This window comes from Lactobacillus gallinarum (assembly GCF_002160635.1).
Taxonomy (GTDB): Bacteria; Bacillota; Bacilli; order Lactobacillales; family Lactobacillaceae; genus Lactobacillus; species Lactobacillus gallinarum.
On record NZ_NFKZ01000002.1, the window covers coordinates 117,922 to 139,597 of the forward strand.

The window sequence follows — 21,676 nt, forward strand, 5'->3', positions numbered from 1 at the left end:
AATATTAAGGATAGTAAAGGGTGAATAAATTTATGGATTTAGAAAAATTAAAAGATTATCAAAAGCATATTCGTAATTTTGCCATAGTTGCCCATATTGACCATGGTAAATCTACGATCGCTGATAGAATTCTGGAATTAACTGATACAGTAAGTCAGCGCCAACTTAAAAATCAAATGCTTGATGACATGCCACTTGAACGTCAACGTGGTATTACTATTAAGATGAACTCCGTTGAAGTTAAATATCATGCTAAGGATGGAGAAGATTATATTTTCCACTTAATTGATACACCTGGGCACGTAGACTTCTCTTACGAAGTCTCAAGATCACTTGCAGCCTGTGAAGGTGCTTTAATGGTTGTTGATGCTTCTCAAGGTGTGCAAGCGCAGACTTTAGCCAATACTTATTTGGCTATTGATGATGACTTGGAAATTTTGCCTGTCATTAATAAGATTGACTTACCTTCAGCAGATATTCCTAAAACTAAGGAAGAAATAGAAGAAATGTTAGGCTTGGATGCTTCAGAAGCTGCCGAAGTTTCAGGTAAAACAGGCCAAGGCATCGAAGATATGCTGGAAAAGGTAGTAAAGGATATTCCTGCTCCATCTGGTGATATTACAGCACCACTTAAAGCCTTGATTTTTGACTCCAAGTACGATGATTATCGCGGTGTTGTTATGTCTGTCAAAATTGAAGACGGTGTAGTTAAGCCTGGCGATAAAATTAAGATTATGAACACCGGAAAGGAATATGAAGTAACCGAAGTAGGTGTTTCAAGTCCTCATCCAGTTAAGAAAGATCTTTTAATTGCCGGGGATGTAGGTTATATCACTGCCAATATTAAATCAGTTCGTGAAACTCGTGTTGGTGATACCATTACTGATGCAACTAATCAAACTGAGGAACCATTAGAAGGTTATCGTCAGATTCCACCGATGGTTTATTCCGGTATGTATCCAGTTGACAACCGAGATTACGATGATTTAAAGGAAGCTTTGCAAAAGTTGCAGTTAAATGATGCTGCTTTGGAATTTGAACCTGAAACTTCAACTGCCTTAGGTTTTGGATTCCGTTGTGGTTTCTTAGGTTTGCTTCATATGGATGTTGTGCAAGAACGACTTGAGCAAGAATTTGATCTAGGGTTAATCATGACTGCTCCAAGTGTTGACTACCACGCAATTATGAATGATGGATCTACTAAGGTAATTGATAATCCATCTGATTTACCAGATGCTGGTGAATATCAAGAAGTACAAGAACCTTATGTTAAAGCAGAAATCATGGTACCGAATGATTTCGTTGGCCCAGTAATGGAATTGTGCCAACGCAAACGTGGTGAATTTGTTACTATGGACTACCTTGATAAGTATCGGGTTAATGTAATTTACAATATGCCATTAGCTGAAATTATCTTTGACTTCTTTGATGATTTGAAGTCTTCAACTAAGGGGTATGCTTCTCTTGACTATGAAATTACCGGATATCGTTCAACTGATTTGGTTAAGATTGATATCTTGCTTAATAAAGAGCCAATCGATGCTTTGAGTTTCATTGCTCATAGATCTGAAGCACAAGACCGTGCACGTCAAATGACTTCTATGCTTAAGAAGTTAATTCCACGTCAAAACTTTGAAGTTGATATTCAAGGTGCGATTGGTGCTAAGATTATTTCGCGTGCAACCATTAAGCCATATCGTAAAGATGTTACTTGGAAGATCCATACCGGTGACCCAGACCGTCGTGCCAAGCTTTTGGAAAAACAGAAGCGTGGTAAGAAACGAATGAAGGCAGTTGGTAGGGTAGAAGTGCCACAAGACGCCTTTATGGCCGTACTTAAGATGAACGACGATGATATCAAAGGTAAGTAATTATGGCAAAAAATAAACATAAAACAAGTATTAGCACGATCGTCATTAGAATTCTAGCGATCATTTTGTTAATTGTTGGTCTTGTTCTCATCTTTAACAAGCAGATTAGCAATCACATGATTAGTCATAATCAGCAGTCGACTTTAACCGGCTTGACTAAAAAAGAAGTTGAAAAAAATCAACGTAAAAAAGGAATGTATGATTTTAGTAAAGTAAAGTCGATGGATATGGCTCGAGCTACGAGATCGCAGATAAAAAAGACTTCAGGTGCAATTGGTGCTTTAGCTATTCCTGATGTAAATATGCATTTACCAATAATGCTAGGGATGTCAGACGATGCTATGTCCACCGGTGGCGGTACAATGCGTGCTGACCAAAAAATGGGTGAAGGTAACTATCCATTAGCTGGTCACTATATGACTGCTAAAGGTATTCTTTTCTCACCACTAGAGGATGTCAAGAAAGGTGAATTGATTTACCTTACTAATTTAAAGAAGGTTTATGTTTACCGAATTTATATGAAAAAAGTTGTTGATCCATCAGCCGTTTGGTTAGTTAATAATACTAAGAAAAAGATAGTGACCTTAATTACTTGTGCTGATGGTGGTGCAAATCGTTGGGCTATTCGTGGTAATTTGATTAAAACGGAAAAGGCTAACGCAGAGAATCTTCGAGTCTTCAAAATGAAGTAAAATCTTCGAACTTTTATGCAAACAAAATTTGCGTTAGAATAAGAATTAGATTTTTCAATAAAGACACTCAATTATGAGTGCCTTTTAATTTTTATGAAATGTAAGGTGTTTTGAAAGTAATGAAGTGGCAACAAAGAACAGCTGAAGAATTAGCGCCAGATTTAATAGAAAAATATCAACTTAGCCCAATCTCAGCACGGCTTTTTGCATTACGTGGTATTAATACAGATGAAAAATTAGATTTTTGGTTTAACGCAACCGAAGAAAACTTAGCCGATCCAACTTTGATGCATGATATGGATAAAGCGGTCGATCGAATTAATCAAGCAATTGATAATGGCGAAAAGATTACCATTTATGGTGATTATGATGCTGATGGTATCACGGCCACTACAATTATGACTGAGACGCTGAGTATTTTAGGTGCAGATGTTCATTACTTTATACCAGACCGTTTTAAAGATGGATATGGCCCAAATCTTGATCGCTATAAGGATATCGTGGCTGATGGTACTAAGTTAATCATTACTGTAGACAACGGCGTAACTGGAATTGAAGAAGTTGAATATGCTAAAAATAATGGCGTTGATACGATTGTTACCGATCACCATACTTTTCAAGAATCTAAACCCGATGCCTATGCAACAGTTCATTGTAATTACCCTGGACAAAAATATCCTTTCGATGACTATTGTGGTGCAGGCGTGGCTTACACAATTTGCCGTGAACTTATGCAGGATCCTGTACCAGAATTGCTAGATTTAGCAATGATTGGCACCATTGGTGATATGGTTAAAGTGACGGGTGAAGGTCACATTATTGTGAAGCGCGGTTTAGATGTGCTTAATCAAACCGAGCGACCTGGTTTAAGAGCTCTGATCAAAAATGCTGGATTAACGCTAGGAACGATTAATGAAACAGATGTTGGCTTTAATATTGCTCCTCGGCTTAATGCAGTGGGGCGCTTAGCTAATGCAAATTTAGCGGTACAACTTTTGCTTAGTGATGATGATCTTGAGGCTCAGAAAATTGCTGATCAGATTGAAGATTTAAATAATAAGCGCAAAAAGCTAACTACTGAAGTTTATGATCGCTGTATGGAATTAATTCGTGAAAATAGTTGGCAGAAGCAAAATACTTTGGTCTTATATGATCCTGATTTTCATGAGGGCGTTTTGGGTCTGGTCGCTAATAAAATAGTGGAAAAATTACATAAGCCAACTATCGTTTTAACTAAAAATAATGAAGGGGAGATTAAAGGTTCAGGTCGTTCATTTACTGGCTTCAATCTTTTTGATACCCTTAATTCTTTAAAAGAGAGTTTGCTGACTAAATTTGGTGGTCATGATTTTGCTTGTGGTTTATCCATGGAAGAAGATAAAGTAAGTGCTCTGCGAGAAAAGTTTGAGGCTGATTTTCACGTTGAAGGTGGATTAGAGACTAAAGAGTATGATATAGAATTGCCTATGCATGGTTTATCGCCTCAAACTTTAGCTCAGATTAATCAAGTTGGACCATTTGGCACTGAAGATCCGCAACCAATTTTCAGTATTTCGGATCCAACTATTACTAATTTTTTCAAAATAGGGAAAGATAAGAATCACGTTAAATTAACGGCTAATAAAAAAGACGGTAGTTTAGCAATTGTGGGCTTTAATAAAGACTATTTAAATAATAATCTATTGCCGTTTATTGCTAAAATTTTCGTTACTTTGTCTTTAAATACCTATCGTAAGCAGGTATCTTTGCAAGGCATTATAGAAGGCATAGCATTCGCATCCCCAAAGTTAGCAGTTCCAACGTCAGTGATCGACTTAAGACAGGAAAAATTTGTCATGGGCTTTGCAGATCGCTATTTGCTGTTTGATAAAAAGAATATTCCGATCGTTAAAAATCGACTTCAAATTGATGATGATAAGATTAGCTTGGTCCAAGATTATGATCAATCTGGTGAAACAGTTGCTTTACTTGATGTACCACGCAATCAAGTAGAATTGAATACTGCTTTAGAAAAAGATTATCAACAAATCTATTTACGCTTTTTATTGGATCAATTACCTGTAGAGCATATTCCTGCAAAAAGTTATTTTGGCAAGGTATTAAAGTATATATATGCCCATCCTGCATTGAAGCCTGACGACTATCGAACTGTAGCACCTTATTTAGGCTTGGATTATGATAGTGTGTTGTTTATTTTACGAGTATTCTTTGAATTAGGCTTTGTTAAATTGGATGATCAAAAATTGGTCGGTGAATCTAATCCAAAAAAGCAACCCTTGACTGCTTCTAAATATTTAATGGCGACGGAATCTCAAATTAAGTTTATTAATCAACTGAGGACGATGCCTACTCAAAAATTGATTACATATGTTAATAATTTTGTAAAAAAGTAGATAAATATCAAGATTTCAGTGCTTTTATAACAAATCTTTGGTAAAATATACAAGTCAAAAGTGTTTGAATACAAACACAGATAATTATGGAGGTTTTTCTTCTTATGGCGATTGATTTTAGTAAGTATATTGCAAGTGTTAAGGACTTTCCTAATAAGGGAATTGTCTTTCGCGATATTACACCTATTTTGCAAGATGGTGATTTATATCGTGCTGCTACTCATGAATTAGCAGAATATGCAAAGAGTAGAAAGGCAGATGTGATCGTAGGTCCTGAAGCACGTGGCTTTATTGTAGGCTGTCCTGTTGCAACTGAGTTAGGCTTAGGCTTTGTCCCAGCAAGAAAGCCACACAAGTTGCCAAGAGAAGTTGAACGTGCTTCATATGACTTGGAATACGGTTCAAATAGCCTTGAAATGCATAAGGATGCAATTAAGCCTGGTCAAAGAGTTGTTATCTGTGACGATTTAATGGCTACAGCAGGTACTTTAAGAGCTTCTAAGGAATTAATTGAAAATCTTGGTGGTAAGCTTGTAGGTGCCGCATTTTATATTGAATTACCTGATTTAAAGGGTAGAGAAAAGTTGCCTGATGTTGATATTTACTCACTTGTTCAATATCACGGTGCATAAAATAATCATGCATCATTAATTATTGATGCAAAATCAACAGAAATTAAAAAATACTCCTAGAGGAAATTCCCTTAGGAGTATTTTTCATAATATTAAGATTTAATCATTAAATAATGCAGTTGAAAGATAACGATCGCCGCCATCTGGAACTACGGTAATGACAGTATGTCCTTTACCTAATTTTTTAGCAATTTCAATTGCACCATGAATATTTGCACCGGCTGAAATACCAGGTAAGAATCCTTCATTTTTAGCGACTTCACGAGCAGTAGCCATTGCTTCATCAGTAGAAACAGTGACAACATCGTCGTAAATATTCTTATCTAAATTCTTAGGGATGAAACCAGCGGCAATTCCTTGAATACCATGTTTCCCGGTCTTACCATCTTTTAATAATGGAGATTCAGTTGGTTCTAATGCAAATACCTTAGTAGCTGAATTTTCACGTTTAAGAGCATGTCCAATTCCTGATAAAGTACCACCAGTACCAACACCAGCTACAAATGCGTCAATTGATTTACCAATTCCGTTCATTGCAGCAATAATTTCCGGTCCTGTAGTTAATTCATGAATATTAGGGTTTTCAGCATTATTAAATTGCATTGGCATGAAGTAACCTTTTTCTTTAACGAGTTCTTCAGCCTTGGCAATTGAGCCCTTCATACCGTCTGCACCTGGTGTCAAAATGAGTTCAGCACCGTAGCCCTTCATCAATTTACGACGCTCAACGCTCATAGTTTCCGGCATCACAATGATAATATGATAACCTTTAGCTGCGGCAACCATAGCCAAACCAATACCAGTATTGCCTGAAGTTGGTTCTACGATTGTACCGCCTGGCTTTAAAATACCATCTCGTTCTGCTTTTTCAATCATGGCTAAAGCAATTCTATCTTTAATTGAACCAGCTGGATTTTCAAATTCCAACTTTACGTAAACATCTGCCGCATCGTCAGGGACAACACGGTTTAGCTTAAGTAATGGGGTGTTTCCGATAAGTTCTGTAACTGAATTAAAAATTGTAGACATAATGTATACCTCTCTTATTTATCTAACACTAATTTGCTTTTTTTGACCTGGGTTAACCAATTATCAAAGAATATTTTTTGAGTATCTTTCCACTGAAAAAGTGGAGCAGATAATGAATAATTTTCAGGCCTTTTGTAATGTCGCTCTGGATGTGCGGCAATTTCTCTTTCATATTCCTTCTTTAAACCTTCACGATCATATTCAATGTGAGAGAAAACGAAATTTTGCTCTGATTTTGTTAAAGAAGATACCATAAATAGATGGCCGTTGTCGTCTACTGAATTAATAGTTAAGCGTGGATCTTGCATAGTCTGTGCTTTGTCCATTTCAGCGTAACGAGCATGTGGAGCAATAAATCCTTGGCTAAGACCATTTAATAAGGAATTTGGTTCGATTATTAAGTGAGGAAAAGTACCAAAGATTTTTTCCGCCAAAATTCTTTTTTGAATATCGTAAAAGTAATCTAAAGCTACCATTGCGCCCCAGCAAAAATATAATTGCTGTAATTTGTATTTATCTAATAACTGAAGCAAACATCGGACTTCCTCGATATAGGTGACTTGCTCAAAATCCAGGTGATCTAACGGAGCACCAGTAATAATAAAGCCATCGAAATCTTGGATATGATTAAGATCTAATGGTTGAGAAATTTTAGCAACTTCGGGTGGAACAGGACGATTTTGATAATGCATACGTGGGTAAAAGAAAGTCAGGTCTGCGTCTGGTAAAACATGTGCAAATCTTTGTTGAGTATCTAACTTATCATGCATTAAATTCAAAACGCCTAGTTTTACTCTATTAGCCAAGTTTTATCCTCCTTACTTTTTAATAGTTAATACCATTATATAGCCTATAAAAAATAAGTAAAGAAATAAAACTGCATTATTTAGAAAACAAAATCCCTTATCATATATACTGATAAAGGATTTTTCGTTTTAAAAAATAGGTGATAATAATCTTGAAAAGTATTGTTTGAATTTTAACCATGAAGACTGTTTGGCGAAGTATTCATTAGTTAAAAGAGTACATTTATCTAAGTCTTTTTCAAAAATTTCTTTTAATTCTTGAGTTAGGGCAGGATTATAATTGAATGAATTTACTTCGAAGTTTAATGTATAACTCCGGAAGTCTTGATTGGCAGAACCAACTGAAGAAATATTAGAGCCACTCACCATCGTTTTAGCATGAATAAAGCCATCATTATATTTATAAACTTTAACATTGTGAGCTACTAAGTATTTAGCATAATATTCCGTAGCTCGGTAAACAAATGGGTGATCAGGCATACATGGGATCATAATTCGCACATCAATTCCACTATTAGCAGCAATAATTAAAGCTTCAAGAATTGATTCTTCAGGAATTAAATAAGGCGTTTGAATATAGATATATTTTTTGGCTCCTGCAATGATTCCCTGGTAGCCTCGCCTAATTCCATAGTGTTGGTTGTCGGGACCTGAGGAAACAATCTGCATTGCTACATTCTTACTATCATTAATGTCCTTGCGGTTAACTCTAAATGATTTGAGTTCTTTTAATTCAAATTTAGGTAAATTAGTTCTTCTGATTGAAGTGTTCCAATCCATTGCAAAACGGACTTCCATTAAAATAGGTGATTGTCCAATTACGCGCAAGTGAGTATCGCGCCAATGACCAAATTTGGGTGATTTATTAACATATTGATCTCCAATATTAAATCCGCCAATATAACCAATGTGGTGATCAATAATGACCAATTTTCTATGCAAATGATAATTAAGTCGAGGTGTAGTAAACCAGTGCTTTTTGGAAGTAGAAATGAATGGTTGAGCCTCACCACCTAATTCACGCAGATGGTCAAAAAAAGCAGGCTTAGTGCCACGTGATCCAGAAGTATCATAAATCACCCGTACTTTAGCACCATTAGCTGCAGCCGCTTCTAGAGCCTTTAAAACTCGCTTGCCCAATTGATCAGAATAAAAAGTATAAAATTCCAAACTAATAGATTTTTTAGCATTTTTAATATCAAGGATCATTTGATCAAAAAGCTCTGGCCCAGAGGTAAAAACCTTAACTTGATTGTCAAAAGTTAAAATTGCATCATCATTGTTAAGATTTAATTCTGAAAGCATTCTTACCCGTGGAAGTCGTTCTTTTTCAGGCAAAAGATCATGTTCTTTAAGCATATTGCGCTGTTCAGCTAAATAATGTCTTTGCACCTTTTTCTGTTCTTCTTGAATAGCAAAAATTTCATCATGTGAAAGCTGACGTCCAAAGAAGAGATAGAGAATAAAGCCAATACCTGGCAAAACAGTTAATACCAGCATCCATGCCCAAGTTGCAACAACACTGCGACGACTTCTAAAAACCGTCCAAACAGCGAATGCAATGTTAATAATCCATAGTACTTCAATAGTTCTACGAATTATATCCCAAGTTAAAATCATAAGTAATTACTCCCTTGTAAGTAGTGTTATAGATAATTTTAGCAGAATTAAAGAAATAGTTATAAAACAGTTGAGTAAAAAATGCTTCTAATTGAATTATTTTTGATAAAATAAAGGTGAAAAATGGTATAAACACTACGGGGGTGGATTATGATGAGAAAGCAAATTATTTCTGTTGCAGGTATAATGTTGGCAGTTATTGGATTGGGCGTAGCAACTACACAAAGTGTTGACGCAGCCATTACCAATCCAGTTAGACAAGGTAAAAGATTAAATCTAACTAGAAATGCTACTGTTTATAATAAGCATGGTGTTAAAGTTGGACATCTGAGAAAGGGAAAACTTTACAAAGTACGTGCTATAAAGATAATTAATGGTGATACTTATGTAAAGATTCGTAAGAATAGATTTGTTAAAGAAGAAGCATTCTTGCCATATATGAAGTCCACTATAAAGGTAGTTAATAGAATTAAGAAGCCTTCCTTTATTTATGATGAGAAGGGCGAAAAAATTCCAGGCAAGTTTTTGAAGCGTGGCGCTAAGGTTAATTACTTAGGTCATAAAGAAATTAATGAAAAGCCATTTATTAAAATTGCCGATGGCGAATATGTTAAAGCTTTAAACGTCTTGACTACAGTTTCTAATTATTAGTCAAAATAAAAAGCACTCTGAAACTACAATGTAGTAATCAGAGTGCTTTTTTTATATTTTATAATTATCTATTTTTCATTACAGGTTGGTAAATCAAATCAATAATGACTGCAGCAACCAATGCCACTACAACCGTAATTAATAAGTTTTGCCAACTAATTTGAGCCATTGCCAAGCCACACAAGGCTAAAATAAATGTTAATGCGACGTCAGCAATTTGGACGATACCAACTAATTTAGATGGATAATCTTGCCAGAAGTATTTACGAGTTCTAGTAATCAATACAATTAGCATTGCACTAAGAACTAAGTAAACATAAACCATGGTAGAAATTGAATTATGACTCCAGCCATGTAAGTTTAGGTAGCTGACAAATGTGAAACCGATAATTGTCCAACCTGCAGCAAGTGAAAATGCAATTTTAGCTAATCTTGCCATATTCCAGTTTTCAGGCTTGTAAGTAATATGAGTCCGGTCAGTACCGATCATCATAGTTACCATATTATTCATAACTGTATAAATAACCATTGCGTTTAATGCCATTGGAATATAGTTGAAGAAGAGGTAACCAAAGGTTAAAAGCATAGTTAATTCGGCAGTTCTAGCGAGTTTAGTAAGTGACCAAGTAGTCATTCTTTGGTATACACGGTGACCCGCATCAAGAATCTTAACAATAGAACTTAAGCCGTCATCCAGAAGTACCATCTTACTTGAACGTTTAGCAACATCGGCAGCGTTAGAAACAGCAATACCAACTTCAGCTTGCTTTAAAGCAGGAGAATCGTTAACACCATCACCAGTCATACCAACGATGTAGCCTTTTTCTTGGAAGAATTTAACCATTTTAAGTTTGTCTTCAGGCAAAACATCGGCGATACCAGCTAATTCACCAACATCAGTGCTTTCATCGAAGTCATGAATAGAGATAACATTACCAGTTAAATCAACTTGTTCAGCGACAGCTGCAGCCGTTCTTTGGTTATCACCAGTTAACATAATTGGACGTACGCCACGCTTTTTAAGTTCTGCCAAAGCAGCCTTGGAATCTTTTCTTACCTTATCTTGTAAGATAAAGACTCCTGCAAGCTTATCATCGATCAACACAGCAACTGAACGTCCAGCCTTAAAGTTAATACCTTCGACCACTTCATTAGCATTTTTATCGATTAAGGAAAGTTGCTTAAATGAACCTAACTTAACGTTATGACCATCAACTTCTGCCATAGAATAACCGGTGTCAGAAGTAAATGGGGTGAAGTGATCAACGTCCATGACAGGGATGCCATTTTCTTTTAAGTATTCATCAATAGCAATATCAATAATACCTGCATTACGTTTGTCGGTTGCACTACCAGCTAAAACTAAAACGTCTTGATCAGGTAAATCACTTAAATCGCTCCAGCTAGCAACGGCTGTTTTATTTTCAGTGATTGTACCGGTCTTATCAAGTAAAAGTAAGTTTAAGTTAGCCGCATCTTGAATACCGGTTAAATCGGCAGTTAAGACGCCTTCTTTACTTAAGCGAGTTGCTTCAAATGAGTTGGATAATGCAAAAGTTGATGGCATGGCAACAGGAATTGAAGCAATAAACATCATAGCCAAGAATGGCAACATATTAATAAAGGTATCGAAATTGCCACCCTTAAAGAATGAAGCAATGATGATAACTAAGGTAAGTACACCATCGAGTAAGCAAAGGTAGTAGATAATCTTTGTTAAAAGTTGTTGCAAGTGACCAGGTGCAGCTGAGTTGTTAATCAAATTAATGGTTTTACCACTTCTAGAATCCTTACCAGTTGCAGTAACGATTGCTAAGCCGTCGCCCTCAACTACAGTGGTACCAGCATAAGCTGTATCATCGATATTCTTTTTAACAGCTTTAGATTCACCAGTAATTGAACTTTCGTCACAGGCAATGTTGCCACTAACTATTTTTACGTCAGCAGCTAAAACATCCCCACGTTGAAGTGAAATTAAATCGCCTTTAACCAATTGCTTAGAGTCAATTTTAATCCACTTACCATCACGCTCTACAGCAACTTTAGGCGTTAATTCGTGTGAGATGGTATTTAATACCCGTCGTGATTGCTTCTTCTTTGATGCACCGTTAAAAGCTGCAAAAAGAAGCATGAATAAAACAAATAATGATTGAATCCACTTGCCGAGGATACATTCAAGGATTAATGCACCTTCAAGAATCCAAGCAGAGAGATTCCATAATTTTGATAAAAATTCCTTAAAGAAGTTGTATTCAGGTTCAGGAACTTCGTTTAGACCATCTTCTTTAAGTCGTTTTTCTGCTTCGGCTTGAGTTAAGCCGTGAAATTTTTCAGACATTTTATTCCCTCCAAATCTACCTTAATAAAGTAGCACATATGTTGTGGAGATGAAAATACTAAATTAAAATATAAGATATAAAAAATTTTAATAAGACCTGTAACCAAAATAAAAAGGATAGATCAATGAATATTAAACAATTACGTTACTTTTTAGTAGTAGCCGAAGAAAAACAAATCACGTCTGCGGCTAAAAGACTTTATATTGCGCAACCACCGTTAAGTTATCAATTAAAGCAATTGGAAAAAGAATTGGGAGCACAATTATTCAAGCGGACTGCTCATGGTATCGAATTAACGGATGCGGGACAAATTTTACAGAGCTATGCTAGTGAAATCTTATCGCTATCTGAAAGTGCTAAGAATCAGGTCCACAAGACCATTTCTGGCGAATTAGGCACAGTTGCAATTGGAATGGCTTCTTCATCAACTGGTCTTATTCCTATGAAGAATTTTCAAGCCTTAACTGAATTTTATCCTGAAATTAACTTTGATATTTATGAGGACAATACTTTTGGTATTATCGATAAATTGGAAAAGAAAACAATCGATTTAGGTATTGTTCGTACTCCCTATAATCGTAACGGTTTAAAGGCGAAAACTTTAACTACAGAAAGAATGATGGCAGTTACTGTTGATCCTAAATTTAAGGATAAAACGGAATTAAGAATTAAAGATTTAAATGAGCAGCCTCTTATTATCTACCGGCGATTTGAAGAGATTTTTAATCAAACTTTTGCTCATCATGGAATTAAACCGTTTTATGCTGTTAAATGTGATGATTCCAGAACAGCGATCACCTGGGCTAAACGAAAAATGGGAGTGGCTCTTGTTCCGGAATCCATTGCCTCTACATATGCTCCTGGTGATCTTATTCCGATTAAGCATAGTAACTGGATAACACATTTACAATTAGCATGGCGTAAAGATCAAAAGGTTACGCCATTAATGAAAAGAATAATTGATGCTTTAAGCCTTTAAGATTGTAACTTGTAACTAATTGATCCTTAATTATTGTAAGCGAATACATAATTTCAGGAGACGATATAATGACTGACTTAATTCATGTTTATTCCGAAATTGGCAAATTGAAAACAGTTATGTTACATCGACCAGGAAAAGAATTAGAAAATCTTTCACCGGATATTTTAAATCGGATGTTAATTGCTGATATTCCGTATTTGAAAATTGCACAAAAAGAACATGATTATTTTGCCCATACTTTGGAAAAACAGGGAGTTCATGTCGTTTATTTAGAAGATTTATTAGCACAATCTTTGACTAATAAAGATGTCCGCACGAAATTTGTAGATCAATTATTAGAAGAATCTAACATCAAAAAAGAAGATCCATTACATCAACTGTTAATGGATTATTTAATGGCCTTGCCAGTAAATGACATGGTTAAACAGATAATTGCTGGAATTAGAAAAAATGAAATACAAAATATAACACCTTCATTAGCCGATCTAGCTGAAGATCCAGATTATCCATTTTACTTAGATCCGATGCCAAATGTATATTTTACCCGTGATCAACAAGCGGCAATTGCTAATGGCATAACTATTAATAGGATGACATTTAGAGCTAGAAGACGTGAATCTTTATTTATGGAAGCTATATTGAAGCATCATCCCAAATTTAAAGATGCCAATATTCCTGTCTGGCGAGATCGTTATACTCATGGGCGCTTAGAGGGCGGCGATGAATTAGTTTTGAACAATCATGTTTTAGCGATTGGTATTTCTCAAAGAACTTCAGCAGCTGCCATTACCGATCTTGCTCATAGTCTTTTTGGTCATTCTAGTTATGACACAATTTTAGCAATCAAAATACCGCACAATCATGCTATGATGCACTTAGACACGGTCTTTACAATGATTAATTATGATCAATTCACCGTTCATCCTTTTATTTTAGATAAAGCAGGGAAAATTGATATTTATGTTTTAGAGCAAGACGATCATGGTGAGGTTAAAATTACGCCAGAAAATGATTTGGTTAAAGTTTTAAAGAAATACTTACACGTATCAGAGATTGACTTAATTCTGACTGGCAATGGTGATCCGATTGCGGCTGCTCGTGAACAATGGGATGACGTCTCAAATACCTTGGCTATTGCACCAGGTGAAGTCGTTACTTATGATCGTAATTATGTATCAAATGATTTGTTAAGAAAACATGGCATTTTAGTTCATAAGATTCATTCAAGTGAGCTTTCTCGTGGTCGCGGAGGACCAAGATGCATGTCATGTCCACTTGTTCGTGAAGATTTGTAAGAGGCAGAAAAATGAAATATTTACAAAACGTTTTTCAAGGTAGAAGTTTATTAAAATGCAAGGATTATACTCCAGCAGAGATTAATTACTTAATTGATTTTGCACTTCATTTAAAGGAACTAAAGAAAGAAAATATTCCTCACGAATATTTAAAGGGCAAGAATATAGCTCTTTTATTTGAAAAATCTTCAACAAGAACGCGCTCAGCCTTTGTTGTTGCTTGCAATGACTTAGGCGTAAATCCTGAATATATGGGTGCTGGTGAAATTCACTTAGGTAAAAAAGAAAGCATTGAAGATACTGCAAAAGTTTTGGGCAGTATGTTTGATGGTATTGAATATCGTGGCTTTGCTCAAAAGGATGTAGAAGACCTGGCCAAGTATTCTGGTGTACCTGTCTGGAACGGATTGACCGATAAATGGCACCCAACGCAAATGTTAGCCGACTTTATGACCATTAAAGAAAAGTTTGGTCACCTAAAGGGGCTTACTTTAGCTTATGTAGGAGATGGCCGCGATAACGTTGCCGACAGTCTTTTAGTAGCTGGAAGTATGTTGGGAGTTAACGTCCACATAGTTACGCCAAAGCCTTTGTTTACTCATCCAGATGTACAAAAGATTGCGCAGGATTTTGCCCAAGATTCTGGTTCTAAGAATTTGATTACTGATGACATTGAAAAAGGCGTTAAAGGAGCCAATATTATTTACACTGATGTCTGGGTATCAATGGGTGAAAATGACTGGAGCGAGAGAATTAAGTTATTAAAGCCTTATACGGTCACAATGAAAATGATGCAAATGACGGGAACTCCAGATGATCAATTGATCTTTATGCACTGTTTACCAGCATTTCACGATCGCACTACTAAAGTTGGCGAAGAAATTTATGAAAAGTATGGTTTAAGTGAAATGGAAGTTACTGATGAAGTCTTTAACTCTCAATACGCTTGGCAATTTACTGAAGCGGAAAATAGATTGCATTCTATCAAAGCAATAATGGCCGCTACTTTAGGTAATTTATTTATTCCATCAGTTAATGAAGGAAGTAAATAAAATGAAAAGAATAGTTGTAGCTTTGGGTGGCAATGCTATTCAAGCAGGTGATAATAGTGCAGCTGCTCAAGAAAAGCAAGTGGAAAAGACAATAAAAGTCGTTGCTAAAATGATTGAAAAGGGAGATCAAGTAGCGATTGTTCATGGTAATGGACCACAAGTTGGTAATTTGCTTTTGCAGCAATATAAAGGCTCTAGCAAAGATAATCCTGCAATGCCACTTGATACCGTAGTCGCAATGACTCAAGGCAGTATTGGTTATTGGATGCAATCAGATAATAGTTGATGCTAATGATCCGGCTTTCAAGAATTCTACTAAGCCAATTGGCCCGTTTTATACTTTTAATGAAATGCAGAAACAAAAAATCTATCATCCTGAATATAGTTATAAGCAAGATGCAGGTCGAGGTTACCGGCAAGTAGTTTCATCCCCAAAGCCCGTCAAGATTATTAATGCACCAGTTATTGATACTTTACTGAAGAGTAAATTTGTCCCAATTGCTGCGGGAGGTGGCGGCATCCCTGTAGTAATAAAGGATAATAATTTGCAAGGGGTAGCAGGAGTAATTGATAAAGATTTTAGTGCCGCAAAATTAGCTGAAGATATTCAAGCAGATGAGTTAGTTATTTTGACTACTGTTGATAATGCTTATGTGAACTATAATTAGCCGGATCAAGCTCCTATTGGAAAAGTAAAGGTAGATCAACTAAAGAAGTATCTAGAAGCTGGTCAATTTGCAGCAGGTAGCATGAAACCTAAAATTGAAGCTGTCATTAATTTCGTAGAGAAAACAGGAAATACTGCAATCATTACTTCTTTAAGAAATGCAAGTAAACTTGATGATGGAGTAGGTACAATCGTTTATAATTAATTGCGGTGAGATAATAATGAATATTTTTCAAGAAGGAAATCCGCAAGATATTGCTCAAGTGTTAGCTGCAAAGGATTATCGTGTAGCTTTACAACAAAAGATTTTTCAAAAATATCCCGATACTACGTTAGTTGATATTAATTTAAATATTCCGGGTCCAATTAAGAATAATCAATATTTGATTGAACTGTTTAATTATGGAATCAAGCAATTAGAAAAAGAGTGGCAGGATAAAAATTATAATTATCGATTGGTAAAAGCATTGAATATTGATGCTGGATGTGAAAATTTTTATATTTTGCAGGAATCTAGCAAGAAGGTTAAATTATCGACTATTTCATTTGAAGAGAATAGTTCGGTTGGTCGATTATTCGATGCCGACGTACTAGTTAAAGGCAGACCTGCGATTTCACGTAAAGAATTAAATTATGCAAGTCGCCGTTGCTACTTATGTGATCGTCCTGCTAAAGAATGTGCACGATCACGTCGACATTCAGTACAGGAAATGCAAAAGTATATTTCTAGTTTATATACAAAGTATGTAAATAAGTAAAACGGGATGACAGGTATATTCATCCCGTTTTTTCATCTAAATCTTAAGAAAAGCTAACGAAAAACACATAAAATGATCTAAAATATAAGTAAGATTATTAAGACAGTATATTTTTATAAGGAAAATTATGAAATTAAAGAAAAACCAAGACAATTTAAAACAAATTGCTTCATTGATTGAATACGCTTTTTTAAAAGATTCTGATTTAACTACAGATGCCAATTTTATGAGTCGGTATGATCATAGTGATGGATATGGATATTTTGATCAAGGAAAATTGACTAGTTATATGATGGTAAATCAATTTAAGGGTGAAATATTTGGTCATCATGTTCCAATAGCTGGGATTGGCTATGTATCATCCTATCCTGAATGTAGAGAACGGGGCCATATTTCTAAATTAATGGAAGAAGTTATTCATGATTTGCATGAAAATAAAATTCCGGTGGCAAATTTAGCTCCTTTTTCAGAAGATTTTTATCGTCATTATGGCTTTAGCAATAGTATTTATCAAAAAGAATATCGCTTTTCTGGGGATGCTTTAGCTTCCTTTAAATTACCTCGTAAGGGTAAGGTGATTCGCGGAAAATGGGGTGATTTGATTGTTCAAAATGGCGTAATTCAGTTATATGAACGTCAATTACATACTGATGACGAGAGAAATACTATTATTAGAGAAGCTTGGTGGTGGAATAGATTAGATAGTTACTACCATCATCGAGATATTGCGGTTTATTTTGATAATGCCGGTCGTCCAATGAGTTACTTGATTTATCGGATAGTTGATAATTGCTTTATGGCAGATGAATTATATTCAATTACCCCTCAAGGATTATCAAGCATATTAGGCTTTATGGCATCTCATATAGGTTCAGTTAAAGAGTTTTGTATGATGCTACCTGAGAAATCATTATTGGCCGAGCTTTTCCCAGAACAGAATGAATTAGACATTCAACTTCATCCATATATGATGAGTAGAATTATTGATTTTCAAAAAGTTTTGTCATGCATGCGGCCACTGCAAGAAGGTACTTTTAACATTGAAGTTAATTATGATGATCAATGTCCTTGGAATATTGGCGTTTGGCAATTGAATAATCACAATCGTGAAGTTACGTGTGAGCGTAAAGAAAATGAATTAGTTGATTTTTCTGGGCCAATCACCGCATGGACCCAAGTTCTTTTAGGCCGTTTAACTTTAAAGGCTGCTATTGAATTGGGTCTAATAACAAATTATCGTATTAAAAAGTTAGATTTTGTAAAAGGCAAAGTTTCATTTTATGATTATTTTTAAGGAAAGAAGGCATTAAAAATGAGTAAGCAAAAGAAAGTTAGATTACTAAAATTTTTAAGCGTAGTGATTAGTGGGATAAATGTGGTTATTTCGCTGCTGATCATGCTCAATAAGTACCAAATTAGAAAAGATAAAAAGCAGATAGCTGACGAAGGTCATGCTCCCTTGGATGAAGATTAACTATGAAAACATTAAAAATAGCATATTTTAACCAGCTTGGTAGAAAAGATTTAGATCGAGTTGTAGACCAGTTTACGCAAAAATATCCTGATATAAAAATTAGTCTAATTGGTATGGGACATGATGAAGTCTTTGATAAACTAGCTGAGCAAGATGTTGATTTAGCAATTAATGATCTGCGGGATGAACAGGTTGATTTTAATTCACAAATCTTAGGTCAAAAAGCTGTCATGGCTATTCTACAGAAGGGTAGTTATCCTAGCGGTATCCAGATGATTAATAAAGATGATTTAGTCGATTTAACTTGTTTTATTGTCGCTAAACCAGAAGAAGAGGCCGCAGAACTTCATTTATTTAAGGATATTTATCAGATTCAAAGTCCATTTATTGCTTCAAATTCTGTAGAAGAAGCAGCATTATTAGTAGCCTCTGGATCAGGATATTTCTTGATGAATGAAGCGACTGCTGGTTTGATCAGTAATGATACTTTGCAGCAATTATTTTTATTGTCTAATGGACAACAAATGCGGCAAAAAATCGCAGCCTTCTATACAAATGAAGATGCCAAAATTAAAGATTTCATTTCATTAGTTCAAAAAGTATATTAATCTATCTTTAAGTAACAAAATACTGTAGAATTAATAATGAAAGCGAATCCATAATTTTACAACTGGAGATGATTTTTATGCTAACAAGAAAGTTATTGCCTTTATCTGCAATGGTATTGGCTTTAGGCTTGAGTGTATTAACAACTCATGTAAATGCCACTGATAATACTTATGGTAATGGAGCAATTATTACAGTGCCTAAAAAGATGCAAGGTACATGGTATTCATATGACCGTAACGCTCATAATGGTAGAAAAATTACTTTTACTGCACATACGGTTAATGGAAAAATTATTTACACTCAAGATAAATCGATTATTAGTGATTACTTTAATGGTAATATCCAAAATCAAACCGATTTTGATCATGTAACTAAAAATTGGATGTCGGGCCAAACGACTAAGATGAAAAATCATCTATTTTATGAAATTAATCCATGGATTAGTTTTGAAAATTGGAGCCTTTATAGAGTAATGCCGCAAAAAATTAATGGTAAAAAACATAATGTTTTGCTATATTCAAGCAGATATGATGGTGGTAATTACTACAGAAGCAAAAAATTAGCTAAACAAATGAAAAATTATAAGTTTAAAAAAGTAGACTATCATTTGTAAAATTTGAATAATAAGAAAATGCTTCGATCACGAAAAGATTTGAAGCATTTTTTAATGGTATTTTACTTCAAATTAAATAAATTATGTTAAGTTAGTTTTGGTAGTCACTTTTTTGTGAAAATAGCATATAATATCAATAAAAATTAAAATTGGTAGGAAAGAAAAATGAAATTAGAAAAAGCACCTGTTTTAAATTTATTTAGATTAGAAATAGATCCAAAAAATCATGAAAATTATACTCAAAAAGTAGAAGAGTATATGTTAAATGCCGATCATGCCTTGTTTATGCAGAGTGGTCATGAAGATCAAAAAGAATATAAGAACTACTTGATCGAAAGCTACCAAGATGATGCTGCTTATCAACAACACGAAGATACAAGTCAGGTTCAACAATTTGAACATAATCTGAAAGATATTGTGACTAGTCAAGTTAAAGTTGAATTATATCCTGAATTTATCTCAACTAAACCTGAAAATTTAGCTGTTACGCACGACAATGATTACGTGGTTTATTTAACCGAAATTGGTGTACAATTGGGCAAAGGTGATGAATTTGCCAATGCGGTAATGAAAGAAATGAAAACTGCGGTTGAAAAAGAAGATGGAATTTTGGCTATGATTGCCGGTACTATTATGAATCAACCTAATGAATGGTTTTCACTAGAGGTATACCGGACTGAAGAAGCATATGAAAAGCATCTAAAGACCAAGCATTTTAAAAAGTATCTTGAAGCTACTAAGTATTCCGTAGAAAGTAAGGGACTACATTTGCTTAAGCCTGACTGTATAGTAGATCAGGGAGAAATTTTTTATAGACCATAACAAAAAAGCAAGTTATTTGATTGAAATAGCTTGCTTTTAAATTATCTACGATTATTATGATTTCTTATTTTAACGGGAAGAGGTTTATTAACTAATGTAGAACTAATAGCCATAATCCCTGCAGTTGCCAAAGTAGCTGCAATAATTATTAATTTAATCAATATTATTTTCCTTTCAATAAGTTATCTATAATGTAACAATCAAATCTTAAGAATTTATATTGAAAAATTAATAGAATGATTAAGAATAGGACTATGCAAAATTAAACTTACCAAGTAAAATTGTATTAGAGTCAAGTCTAATGCTATTCCCGAAGTCAATCTATTTACTAAAAGTAAATGATTGGCTTTTTTGTTTAAAGTTGATATACAATTACGTAATCATGATTATGTAAACTAATCTTCAGCGATAAAGTTTTCGTAAATGGTTTTAATAACTGCTTCTTCATCTTTACGTCTAGTGCCAATCATAATTGAAATTTGTGATGCACCTTGGTTAATCATTTGAATAGAAATATCTTTTTTACCAAGAGGATAAAGAAGACTGGCACAAAGGGTTAGTTTATCTTTCATCCCTTCACCAACGACCATTGTAATAGCATAATCATCAATCCACTGCATTTGATCTGGATTCAAACTAGTTTGAATTTCATTGCAAATCACGTCAATTAATTGGTCATTTAATGCATCCTTCTTAAAAATTACAGTTAAATCATCAATCCCAGAGGGCATATGTTCGTAAGAGACGTGGTGTCGATTAAAGATTTCCATTAATTTTAGAGTAAAACCAGCGCCTTTATTCAACATGTATTTTCTTAAATAAAGAGCTGCAAAATTTTTGCCACCAGCGATGCCGGTTATCGTCTTTTTAGCTGTGAATCCTTCTTCTGGTACAATTAAAGTACCGGGCTTTTCTGGAGCATTTGTATTTTTAACGTTAACTGGAATTTCTCCTTGAATGGCAGGAATCAAAGCTTCGTCATGAAAAACGGAAAAACCGGCATATGATAATTCTCGCATTTCCTGGTAGGTCATTTTTTTAATAGGCTTAGGATGGTCAATGATATTAGGATTTGCGGAGAAAATGGCATCAACATCAGTAAAGTTTTCGTATAAATCTGCATTAAATCCACGAGCTAGAATGGCACCAGTAATGTCAGAACCTCCCCGTGAAAATGTGGCAATATGTGCTGACGGAGTAATACCATAAAAACCTGGGAAAATAATTCGCTCGTCTTTATTTAATTTAATTCTTTCGCCGATTGTAAAATTAAATTGAACACTTGATAAAAAATAAAAAGTCCATTCGGACCTGTTTGATAGAATGTAGTTACCACACAACATTTAGAAACGAGGTCAAAATGGACTCTTT

The 21,676-nt window shown here is 34.8% G+C and carries 18 protein-coding genes and 2 pseudogenes; 15 read left to right on the plus strand and 5 right to left on the minus strand.

Annotation, left to right across the window (positions count from 1 at the left end):
* Positions 1-32 precede the first annotated feature (32 nt).
* The 4 genes from lepA to B5E95_RS01750 all read left to right on the plus strand — a co-directional run bounded on the left by lepA (position 33) and on the right by B5E95_RS01750 (position 5,588).
* On the plus strand, positions 33-1,871 hold the full coding sequence (gene lepA / locus B5E95_RS01735) for a translation elongation factor 4 (RefSeq protein ID WP_025005947.1): 1,839 nt from the start codon (positions 33-35) through the stop codon (positions 1,869-1,871).
* Between the two features lie 2 nt (positions 1,872-1,873).
* A complete protein-coding gene (locus B5E95_RS01740; protein WP_025005948.1) occupies positions 1,874-2,563 on the plus strand; it encodes a class A sortase in 690 nt (229 codons plus the stop codon).
* Between the two features lie 119 nt (positions 2,564-2,682).
* The gene (gene recJ, locus B5E95_RS01745) at positions 2,683-4,956 is read left to right on the plus strand and encodes a single-stranded-DNA-specific exonuclease RecJ (protein WP_087176040.1); all 2,274 of its coding nucleotides are present in this window, start codon (positions 2,683-2,685) and stop codon (positions 4,954-4,956) included.
* 104 nt (positions 4,957-5,060) lie between these two features.
* A complete protein-coding gene (locus B5E95_RS01750; protein WP_025005950.1) occupies positions 5,061-5,588 on the plus strand; it encodes an adenine phosphoribosyltransferase in 528 nt (175 codons plus the stop codon).
* Positions 5,589-5,687: 99 nt separating this feature from the next.
* On the opposite strand, the gene cysK is transcribed toward B5E95_RS01750, so the two are convergent.
* From cysK to cls, 3 genes are all read right to left on the minus strand, one after another.
* A complete protein-coding gene (gene cysK, locus B5E95_RS01755; protein ID WP_025005951.1) occupies positions 5,688-6,617 on the minus strand; it encodes a cysteine synthase A in 930 nt (309 codons plus the stop codon).
* A gap of 14 nt (positions 6,618-6,631) precedes the next feature.
* Positions 6,632-7,423: a homoserine O-acetyltransferase/O-succinyltransferase family protein gene (locus tag B5E95_RS01760; protein ID WP_087176041.1), complete on the minus strand. Its 792-nt coding sequence runs from the start codon at positions 7,421-7,423 to the stop codon at positions 6,632-6,634.
* Between the two features lie 129 nt (positions 7,424-7,552).
* A complete protein-coding gene (cls, locus tag B5E95_RS01765; protein ID WP_087176042.1) occupies positions 7,553-9,043 on the minus strand; it encodes a cardiolipin synthase in 1,491 nt (496 codons plus the stop codon).
* 150 nt (positions 9,044-9,193) lie between these two features.
* Between cls and B5E95_RS01770 the strand changes: the two genes are divergently transcribed.
* A complete protein-coding gene (locus B5E95_RS01770) occupies positions 9,194-9,694 on the plus strand; it encodes an SLAP domain-containing protein (RefSeq protein WP_087235464.1) in 501 nt (166 codons plus the stop codon).
* Between the two features lie 64 nt (positions 9,695-9,758).
* Here the strand turns inward: B5E95_RS01770 and B5E95_RS01775 are convergent, their stop codons facing one another.
* A complete protein-coding gene (locus tag B5E95_RS01775) occupies positions 9,759-12,032 on the minus strand; it encodes an HAD-IC family P-type ATPase (protein ID WP_087235465.1) in 2,274 nt (757 codons plus the stop codon).
* A 125-nt stretch (positions 12,033-12,157) separates the two neighbouring features.
* Between B5E95_RS01775 and B5E95_RS01780 the strand changes: the two genes are divergently transcribed.
* From B5E95_RS01780 to B5E95_RS01825, 10 genes and pseudogenes are all read left to right on the plus strand, one after another.
* Positions 12,158-13,012: a LysR family transcriptional regulator gene (locus tag B5E95_RS01780; RefSeq protein WP_087176044.1), complete on the plus strand. Its 855-nt coding sequence runs from the start codon at positions 12,158-12,160 to the stop codon at positions 13,010-13,012.
* Positions 13,013-13,080: 68 nt separating this feature from the next.
* A complete protein-coding gene (arcA, locus tag B5E95_RS01785; protein ID WP_087235466.1) occupies positions 13,081-14,310 on the plus strand; it encodes an arginine deiminase in 1,230 nt (409 codons plus the stop codon).
* A gap of 11 nt (positions 14,311-14,321) precedes the next feature.
* Positions 14,322-15,362 (plus strand): ornithine carbamoyltransferase, encoded by a 1,041-nt coding sequence (gene argF, locus B5E95_RS01790; RefSeq protein WP_087235467.1) that lies wholly within the window; start codon positions 14,322-14,324, stop codon positions 15,360-15,362.
* A 1-nt stretch (position 15,363) separates the two neighbouring features.
* A pseudogene (locus B5E95_RS01795) lies at positions 15,364-16,234 on the plus strand (amino acid kinase family protein).
* A gap of 16 nt (positions 16,235-16,250) precedes the next feature.
* On the plus strand, positions 16,251-16,787 hold the full coding sequence (citX, locus tag B5E95_RS01800) for a citrate lyase holo-[acyl-carrier protein] synthase (RefSeq protein ID WP_025005957.1): 537 nt from the start codon (positions 16,251-16,253) through the stop codon (positions 16,785-16,787).
* 127 nt (positions 16,788-16,914) lie between these two features.
* Positions 16,915-18,081, plus strand: coding sequence for a GNAT family N-acetyltransferase (locus B5E95_RS01805; RefSeq protein WP_087235468.1), 1,167 nt, complete (start codon positions 16,915-16,917; stop codon positions 18,079-18,081).
* A gap of 18 nt (positions 18,082-18,099) precedes the next feature.
* Positions 18,100-18,261, plus strand: coding sequence for a hypothetical protein (locus tag B5E95_RS10680; protein ID WP_087176048.1), 162 nt, complete (start codon positions 18,100-18,102; stop codon positions 18,259-18,261).
* A gap of 2 nt (positions 18,262-18,263) precedes the next feature.
* Positions 18,264-18,869 carry a LysR family transcriptional regulator substrate-binding protein gene (locus B5E95_RS01815; protein ID WP_087235469.1) on the plus strand — a complete coding sequence of 202 codons (606 nt, stop codon included), beginning with the start codon at positions 18,264-18,266 and terminating at the stop codon, positions 18,867-18,869.
* A 68-nt stretch (positions 18,870-18,937) separates the two neighbouring features.
* Complete coding sequence (locus tag B5E95_RS01820) at positions 18,938-19,483, plus strand: hypothetical protein (protein WP_087235470.1); 546 nt, start codon at positions 18,938-18,940, stop codon at positions 19,481-19,483.
* A gap of 165 nt (positions 19,484-19,648) precedes the next feature.
* Positions 19,649-20,305: a putative quinol monooxygenase gene (locus B5E95_RS01825; RefSeq protein WP_087235471.1), complete on the plus strand. Its 657-nt coding sequence runs from the start codon at positions 19,649-19,651 to the stop codon at positions 20,303-20,305.
* Positions 20,306-20,700: 395 nt separating this feature from the next.
* On the opposite strand, the pseudogene B5E95_RS01830 reads toward B5E95_RS01825, so the two are convergent.
* Positions 20,701-21,561: pseudogene (locus tag B5E95_RS01830) on the minus strand (aspartate kinase); the annotation flags it as partial.
* Positions 21,562-21,676: the final 115 nt, after the last annotated feature.

Coding starts and splice junctions, on each gene's coding strand:
- lepA (WP_025005947.1), top strand. CDS start 33: ATGGATTTAGAAAAATTAAAAGATTATCAAAAGCATATTCGTAATTTT.
- B5E95_RS01740 (WP_025005948.1), top strand. CDS start 1,874: ATGGCAAAAAATAAACATAAAACAAGTATTAGCACGATCGTCATTAGA.
- recJ (WP_087176040.1), top strand. CDS start 2,683: ATGAAGTGGCAACAAAGAACAGCTGAAGAATTAGCGCCAGATTTAATA.
- B5E95_RS01750 (WP_025005950.1), top strand. CDS start 5,061: ATGGCGATTGATTTTAGTAAGTATATTGCAAGTGTTAAGGACTTTCCT.
- cysK (WP_025005951.1), bottom strand. CDS start 6,617: ATGTCTACAATTTTTAATTCAGTTACAGAACTTATCGGAAACACCCCA.
- cls (WP_087176042.1), bottom strand. CDS start 9,043: ATGATTTTAACTTGGGATATAATTCGTAGAACTATTGAAGTACTATGG.
- B5E95_RS01770 (WP_087235464.1), top strand. CDS start 9,194: ATGATGAGAAAGCAAATTATTTCTGTTGCAGGTATAATGTTGGCAGTT.
- B5E95_RS01775 (WP_087235465.1), bottom strand. CDS start 12,032: ATGTCTGAAAAATTTCACGGCTTAACTCAAGCCGAAGCAGAAAAACGA.
- B5E95_RS01780 (WP_087176044.1), top strand. CDS start 12,158: ATGAATATTAAACAATTACGTTACTTTTTAGTAGTAGCCGAAGAAAAA.
- arcA (WP_087235466.1), top strand. CDS start 13,081: ATGACTGACTTAATTCATGTTTATTCCGAAATTGGCAAATTGAAAACA.
- argF (WP_087235467.1), top strand. CDS start 14,322: ATGAAATATTTACAAAACGTTTTTCAAGGTAGAAGTTTATTAAAATGC.
- citX (WP_025005957.1), top strand. CDS start 16,251: ATGAATATTTTTCAAGAAGGAAATCCGCAAGATATTGCTCAAGTGTTA.
- B5E95_RS01805 (WP_087235468.1), top strand. CDS start 16,915: ATGAAATTAAAGAAAAACCAAGACAATTTAAAACAAATTGCTTCATTG.
- B5E95_RS10680 (WP_087176048.1), top strand. CDS start 18,100: ATGAGTAAGCAAAAGAAAGTTAGATTACTAAAATTTTTAAGCGTAGTG.
- B5E95_RS01815 (WP_087235469.1), top strand. CDS start 18,264: ATGAAAACATTAAAAATAGCATATTTTAACCAGCTTGGTAGAAAAGAT.
- B5E95_RS01820 (WP_087235470.1), top strand. CDS start 18,938: ATGATTTTTATGCTAACAAGAAAGTTATTGCCTTTATCTGCAATGGTA.
- B5E95_RS01825 (WP_087235471.1), top strand. CDS start 19,649: ATGAAATTAGAAAAAGCACCTGTTTTAAATTTATTTAGATTAGAAATA.